7 protein-coding genes and 1 pseudogene are annotated in these 6,338 nt (G+C 64.7%); 4 read left to right on the top strand and 4 right to left on the bottom strand.

What is annotated here, in order from left to right:
• A pseudogene (locus ACSLE4_RS11470) lies at positions 1 to 1,323 on the top strand (malto-oligosyltrehalose synthase); the annotation flags it as partial.
• On the opposite strand, the gene ACSLE4_RS11465 reads toward ACSLE4_RS11470, so the two are convergent.
• Complete coding sequence (locus tag ACSLE4_RS11465) at positions 1,320 to 1,658, bottom strand: P-II family nitrogen regulator (RefSeq protein WP_435904577.1); 339 nt, start codon at positions 1,656 to 1,658, stop codon at positions 1,320 to 1,322. The pseudogene ACSLE4_RS11470 and the gene ACSLE4_RS11465 overlap by 4 nt on opposite strands.
• A gap of 14 nt (positions 1,659 to 1,672) precedes the next feature.
• On the bottom strand, positions 1,673 to 2,881 hold the full coding sequence (locus tag ACSLE4_RS11460; RefSeq protein WP_435904576.1) for an ammonium transporter: 1,209 nt from the start codon (positions 2,879 to 2,881) through the stop codon (positions 1,673 to 1,675).
• 175 nt (positions 2,882 to 3,056) lie between these two features.
• Between ACSLE4_RS11460 and greA the strand changes: the two genes are divergently transcribed.
• Entirely contained in the window at positions 3,057 to 3,521 is a 465-nt protein-coding gene (gene greA, locus ACSLE4_RS11455; protein ID WP_435904575.1) for a transcription elongation factor GreA, read from the top strand.
• A gap of 12 nt (positions 3,522 to 3,533) precedes the next feature.
• On the opposite strand, the gene ACSLE4_RS11450 is transcribed toward greA, so the two are convergent.
• Both ACSLE4_RS11450 and ACSLE4_RS11445 read right to left on the bottom strand, forming a co-directional pair.
• A complete protein-coding gene (locus tag ACSLE4_RS11450; protein WP_435904574.1) occupies positions 3,534 to 4,049 on the bottom strand; it encodes a hypothetical protein in 516 nt (171 codons plus the stop codon).
• A gap of 182 nt (positions 4,050 to 4,231) precedes the next feature.
• Positions 4,232 to 4,498 carry a SelT/SelW/SelH family protein gene (locus tag ACSLE4_RS11445; RefSeq protein ID WP_435904578.1) on the bottom strand — a complete coding sequence of 89 codons (267 nt, stop codon included), beginning with the start codon at positions 4,496 to 4,498 and terminating at the stop codon, positions 4,232 to 4,234.
• 270 nt (positions 4,499 to 4,768) lie between these two features.
• Here ACSLE4_RS11445 and ACSLE4_RS11440 point away from each other — a divergent pair, with 270 nt between their 5' ends.
• Positions 4,769 to 5,257 (top strand): hypothetical protein, encoded by a 489-nt coding sequence (locus tag ACSLE4_RS11440; RefSeq protein ID WP_435904573.1) that lies wholly within the window; start codon positions 4,769 to 4,771, stop codon positions 5,255 to 5,257.
• Between the two features lie 92 nt (positions 5,258 to 5,349).
• Positions 5,350 to 6,338: ABC transporter permease (locus ACSLE4_RS11435; RefSeq protein WP_435904572.1), on the top strand; the 989-nt coding region annotated here is incomplete at its 3' end.

Here is a 6,338-nt window from a genome sequence, read left to right as displayed (position 1 = left end):
GCCGAGACCGCAGCCAAGAGCACGCGCGAGGTGGAGGATGACGGCGCCATCGACTTCATCGCGCGGATCTGGCGGCTGGACCTGCCGGACCCCGCCGCACGCGCCGAAGCGCTCACGTTCGTGACGCGCCTCCAGCAGACCACCGGTCCGCTCATGGCCAAGGCCGTCGAGGACACGCTGTTCTATCGCTATAACCGCCTGATCGCGCTGAACGAGGTGGGCGGGTCACCCGACGAGTTCGGCGCGGCGCCCACGAGCTTCCACGAAGACATGGCCGCGCGGCGCATTCACCAGCCTTTCGGCCTGCTCCCCACCTCCACCCATGACACCAAGCGCGGCGAGGATGCCCGTGCCCGGCTATACGTGCTGAGCGAACGCCCTGAAGAGTGGAAGGCCTGCGTCGCCAAGTGGTCGGCCATGAACGAGGCTCTTTTGGTCAAGACGGACGACGACCGCGCGCCATCCGCCAATGACGAATGGATGTTCTATCAAGCGCTCGCCGGCGCCTGGCCTTTCGCCCTCGACACGACCGATCATGACGCCCTGGCCGTACTCGCCGACAGAATGGCCGGCTTCATGCTGAAGGCCATCAAGGAAGCGAAAGTGCGCACGAGCTGGACCGGCCCTGACGAGCCTTATGAGGAGGCGGTGGAGGCATTCGTGCGCGGCGCGCTGGATCCGGCTAGGAGCCGCGCCTTTCTCGAAGACTTCAGCGCGGCGCAAGGACCGCTCGAAGTGGCGGGGGCGCTCAATTCCCTGTCGCAGACGCTGCTCAAGCTCACCGCGCCGGGCGTGCCGGACATCTATCAGGGCGGAGAGCTCTGGGATCTGAGCCTGGTCGATCCGGATAACCGGCGCGCGGTGAATTTCGACGCGAGAAGCCGGCTTCTCGACAGCCACGCCTCGCGCGACGTGAGCGATCTCGTGGCGGACTGGCGGAGCGGCGCCATCAAGCTCTCCATCGTCGCGAAGGCGCTTCAGCTACGCGCCGAGCAGCCGAGCCTGTTCACCACCGGCAATTACACGCCGCTCGCCGCGAGCGGGGCTCACGGACAAAATATCCTCGCCTTCCTGCGCAGTGACGATACGCGCGCCGCCATCACGATCGTGCCGCTGCGCGCGAGCGCGCTTCTGGAAGGAAGCGACCGGCCGTTGGTGCCGCCCACCGTGTGGGGCGATACCCACCTGACGCTCGACGCGGCGCGCGCCGGGCGCCAATGGCGCAACGTCTTGACCGGAGAGACCGTGTCGGCCGCCGACGGCCGCTTGAACATCGCCGAAGCGCTGAAGACCTTTCCGGTCGCCCTGCTGGTGGCGGGCTAGAGCGACTCGGCGCCCATCTCCGCGGTGCGCACACGCATGGCGCCTTCGAGCGGCAGCACGAACACCTTGCCGTCGCCGATGCGTCCGGTTCGCGCCGCCTCGCCGATCGTCTCGACCACGGAGTCGGCAAGGTCGCCGGTGACCGCGATCTCGATCTTCACCTTGGGCACGTACTGCACGGTGTACTCCGCGCCGCGGTAGATCTCGGTCTGCCCCTTCTGCCGGCCGAAGCCTCGCACTTCGGAGACCGTCATGCCTTCCACGCCGATGCCCGCGAGCGCCTCGCGCACCGCGTCGAGCCGGTGCGGCTGTATCACTGCGATGATATATTTCATGTGCGTGCCTTTGCTCACATGTTGTAGCCGCGTTCGCCGTGAATATTGATATCGAGACCTTGCTCCTCGACCTCCGCGCTCACGCGCAGTCCGACGATCGCCTGCACTATCTTGATGATGACGAAGCTAACGACGACTGACCAGACCAAAACCGCGACGAGCCCGATAAACTGAACAACGGCTTGTCCGCCTATGGTCTGTCCCTCGGCGAATCCGATCCCGCCGAGCGCCGCATCGGCGAAGACCGCCGTGAGCATGATACCGATCGCACCGCCAACGCCGTGCACCGCCAGCACATCCAGAGAGTCGTCGATCTTGAAGCGATGCTTGACCACCATGACCATGAGGTAGCAGAGGCTGCCGCCCACAAAGCCGATGACGAGCGCGGCCCCCGGTCCCACATAACCCGAGGCCGGCGTGATGGAGGCGAGTCCGGCGATGGCGCCGGTCACGGCGCCGACCATGCTGGGTTTGCCGAACTTGACAGCCTCGATGACGATCCACACCAGCGTTGCGGTGGCTGCCGAGATATGCGTCACGGTCATCGCCATGCCGGCGTCGGCGCCCGCCGACAGCGCGCTGCCGGCATTGAAGCCGAACCAGCCGACCCACAGCATGCAGGCGCCCACCATGGTGATCCATGGCGCGTGCGGCGGACGCACGTCATGGGGAAAGCCCAGGCGCGGCCCCAAGACGATCGCCAGAATCAAGGCCGAAACCCCCGCTGTAAGATGGACCACGAGCCCGCCGGCGAAGTCCATCACGCCCCGCGCCGCCAGCCAGCCCCCGCCCCAAACCCAATGGGCAACCGGCACATAGACCAGGAACAACCAGAGCGCGGTGAACAGCACCACCGCGCCGAAGCGCATGCGCTCGACGAACGCGCCGACGATCAGCGCCGGCGTGATGATGGCGAACGTCATCTGGAACATGAAGAAGACGCTTTCGGGGATCGTCCCCGAGAGCGCATCGCGCGGCACGCCAAGCAGCAACACCTTGCTCAGATTGCCGATCCAAGCACCGTCGCCCGAGAAGGTGAGGCTATAGGCGGCGCCGAGCCACAGCACCGTCACCAGGCTGGCAATGGTGAAGCATTGCATCAGCACCGAGAGCAGGTTCTCGGCGCGCACCAACCCACCATAAAACAAGGCCAGGCCTGGCAAGGTCATGAACAAGACAAGTGCCGTGGCCGTGATGAGCCAAGCAGTATCCCCTGCGATCATAGTCGTCCCTCCCCCCATAAAAACGCCTGCTCAAAAACAGGTCTTTGCCCAATTATCTACCATAATGAGGGTAGACCGGGGAGAGCATGACTGCACAAATTTGTGTCATGCCCAAAGAGGCGGCGAAAACAGCGATGGAACCATACCGAGGCAACCAGCGTGATATAGTTGTCTTATGAGCAAGGCTTTTACCAAGGAGCCGGAAGGCGGCGACGTCTACGACGATCTTCCGGATCGGCCCATATCGGCCCACAACCTCGTGACCCAGCGCGGCCTCGAGCTGATCGAGGCGGAGCTGGCGCGTTTGCACGACGCCCATGCCGCGGCGCACGATGCCGACGACAAGCCCCTGCTCGCCAAGATCAACCGCGATCTGCGCTACTGGACCTCGCGCCGGGCCACCGCGCAGGTCATGGAGCCGCCCCAAGACGCGACCGAAGTGCATTTCGGCTCTCAAGTGACCATTGAGCGCGAGGACGGCCGCCGCCAAACCTACAAGGTCGTCGGTGAGGACGAAGCGGACCCGGCCAACGGCACCCTGTCCTATGTCTCGCCCGTGGCCCAGGCGATCATGGGGAAGCCCGTCGGCGAGACCGTGCAAGCGGGCGCGACCGAGGCCACGATCGTCGAAATATCCTGAGATAATAGTGAGTTAGCCGACGGGTGCGGAACTCCGCAGCGGCGCGCCGATCCGCGCGAACACCCAGACTTGCGCGTTCGGCGTGGCGTTGCACAGAAAGGTGTCGCCGGCCTTCGTTTCGAGAAAGACGAAATAGCCGGGGATCCAGCCGCCCTCCAGGCCGTCCGGTCCGCTGTTGAGAACCGCGCTCGCCATATCGTCGAGATAAGCCCGGCAGGCTACTTGCGCGATCCCGAGGGGATCGGCCGGCAGCACCGGCTTGCCGCCCCGATCCACGGAGACCGGCGGAAGGAACGCCGCGCCCGCGCCCCGCAACAGATCCTCGAAGATGAGGCCATAGGCATAAACCGACCCGCGCTCGTCGGCGCTGCACAGCCACAAATTGGTGTCCGCGTCGGTGAGCCAGACGAGGCTCCCGCCCCGGCCGTCATCGACAGCGGTGACGATCTCGCCCGGTTCGCCGTCCCCGGCCGCCCGGCACGCCGCGGCGGCCGGTCCATGCCGGGGCACGACGTCCGCGGCTGCCATATCGGGGGCGGCCAACGCGAGCAGCCAGATGCTAGCCCACGACAACAAATTGAAATGAATTGAAATTCCCGCTTCCTCCGCCAGAGGGCCTTAAGCCCGGCCCGCGCCAGTTCGAGGCATGAGACTGGCAGGAAGGGCGCGGGGCCTGTGTGAGCCCCCTCACAAAGACAGGGGGGGGCCGCCTACGACTCCTTGGTCTCCACATGGCCCAAATCGCGCGCCGGGGCGACCTTGTCCCGCACCAATTGCTTGAGTTCTTTCATTTCCGGAAAGCGGCCCTGCTCGCTCCGCGACCAAATCAGATCGCCGTCGATCCGCACCTCGAAGACGCCGCCTTGATCGTTGGGAATAAGGGTGAGCGAGCCGAGCTCCTCGGCGAAGGTGGACAACAGCTCCTGGCCCATCCAGGCCGCCCGGAGCAGCCAGTTGCACAGCCGGCAATAGGTGATGGAGACGTTCGGCGCGGGTGCGATGATGTGATCCTCTGGTTCGGCGCGTCGTTTTGTGGGACTCTAGACCCCCTCAAGCGGCCTATTCCAGCCTCTAGGACGATTAGACAGGATGGGCCGACTCTCCATGATTTCGACGAGGAAATGTCACCCAAAAGCAACAGGCGTTTCCCATGGCGTCCCAAGGGGTTGTAACCGGGCTGCCCGGTCATCACCTCGTAACAACATCCTGACTTGTTCGAGACCCAAAACTGCGGGAAGACAGAACCTATGAAACCAGTGATTCGCAAAGCTGCGCCGATTCTCTTGGCGACTGTGGCCCTTGTCGGCCTGTTCATGGTCACCCCCTCGCAAAAAGTGGAGGCCAGCCCCTTCGACACGCTACTCGGCACTTGGCGCGGAAGCGGCAAGGTCCAACTCAACAGCGGCATGGAACGTCTGACCTGCAACGCCTACTACACCGGCGGCGGCTCGCAGCTCGGCATGGCCATCCGCTGCAAGTCGGAGAGTTCCAATGTCGAGATCCGGAGCAAGCTCAGCCTGAGCGGCACCCGCATCACCGGCAATTGGGAAGAGCGGACGTATAACGCCTCGGGCAGCGCAAGCGGAACCGCCAAGCCCGGCCGGATCAGCATCAACGTCTCGGGCTCGATCCGTGGCAGCATGGTCGTCAATTACAGCAGCTCCCGCCAAAGCGTCTCGATCTCGACCTCTGGGAGCCCCCTGCAAAAGGTGTCGATCAACCTGACCCGCAGCTAATTCGCAGCTAGTCTTAGGCCCGAATCATGACCGGCCTCGCAGGGGCGACCCTCGCGGCGGGAAGACTTCGAGTGGCCAGGAGCGAATTAGCCATGGGCGAGGCTTTGCTGACACATAAATTGGTGGGGGAACGGCTGGAGCTTGCCGCCGGCGGCTCCTGGACCGCCCCGCATGCGGGCGAGCTCGAAGCCCTGGTCGAACGCGTCGCGGGCGAAGCGCCCAAAGCCAAAAACATGTCGATCGATATGGGCGGTGTCCGTGAGCTCGACACGTTCGGCGCCTGGCTGCTGGAGCGCCTCACCCGCCAATGGACGACCTCGGGCCGGGAGGCCGTCGTTGTCGGGTTACCCGAGCACGACCTTGGCCTCCTGGAGGAGATGCACGGCGTCAATCAAGAGCCGCCACCGCACCCTCCGCGTCAGAACCCCATCGTCTCCGCCCTTGCCGCGATCGGCCGCGGCGCCGCGTCCTTCGGGCACAACTTCGTCGTCTTTTCCGAGATGCTGGGCAGCGTCGGCATGGCGCTGGCGCGCGTCATCGTGCGGCCGCGCGAATACCGCCTCACCTCGACCGTGCATCAGTTCGACCGCGTGGCATGGCAAGCGGTGCCCATCATCCTGCTCATCACCTTCCTGATCGGCGCCATCATCTCTCAGCAAGGCATCTTCCACTTCCGCAAGTTCGGCGCCGAGCTCTACTCCGTGGATCTCGTCGGCATCCTTGTCTTGCGCGAGATCGGCGTGCTCATCGTCGCCATCATGGTGGCCGGGCGTTCAGGCAGCTCCTACACCGCCGAGCTCGGCTCCATGAAGATGCGCGAGGAGATCGACGCGCTGCGCACCATGGGCTTCGACCCCATCGAGGTGCTGGTCCTGCCGCGCATTCTCGTCCTCGTCGTGGCGCTGCCGGTGCTGACCTTCCTCGGCTCCTTGGCGGCGCTTTACGGCGGCGGCCTCGTGGCCTGGCTCTACGGCGGCATGAGCCCCGACATCTATATGGCGCGGCTCACCGATGCGATCTCGATCACCCATTTCCAGGTCGGCATGATCAAGGCGCCCTTCATGGGGCTCGTCATCGGCAT

This window comes from Methyloceanibacter sp., assembly GCF_051306395.1.
Lineage (GTDB): Bacteria > Pseudomonadota > Alphaproteobacteria > Rhizobiales > Methyloligellaceae > Methyloceanibacter.
The sequence above is the reverse complement of the archived record's forward strand: the minus strand, read 5'-3'. Positions and strand labels throughout refer to the sequence as shown.

Bases quoted from the DNA above. Each gene is read 5' to 3' on its own strand.
- ACSLE4_RS11465 (WP_435904577.1), bottom strand. From the start codon at position 1,658: ATGAAATATATCATCGCAGTGATACAGCCGCACCGGCTCGACGCGGTG.
- ACSLE4_RS11460 (WP_435904576.1), bottom strand. From the start codon at position 2,881: ATGATCGCAGGGGATACTGCTTGGCTCATCACGGCCACGGCACTTGTC.
- greA (WP_435904575.1), top strand. From the start codon at position 3,057: ATGAGCAAGGCTTTTACCAAGGAGCCGGAAGGCGGCGACGTCTACGAC.
- ACSLE4_RS11450 (WP_435904574.1), bottom strand. From the start codon at position 4,049: ATGGCAGCCGCGGACGTCGTGCCCCGGCATGGACCGGCCGCCGCGGCG.
- ACSLE4_RS11440 (WP_435904573.1), top strand. From the start codon at position 4,769: ATGAAACCAGTGATTCGCAAAGCTGCGCCGATTCTCTTGGCGACTGTG.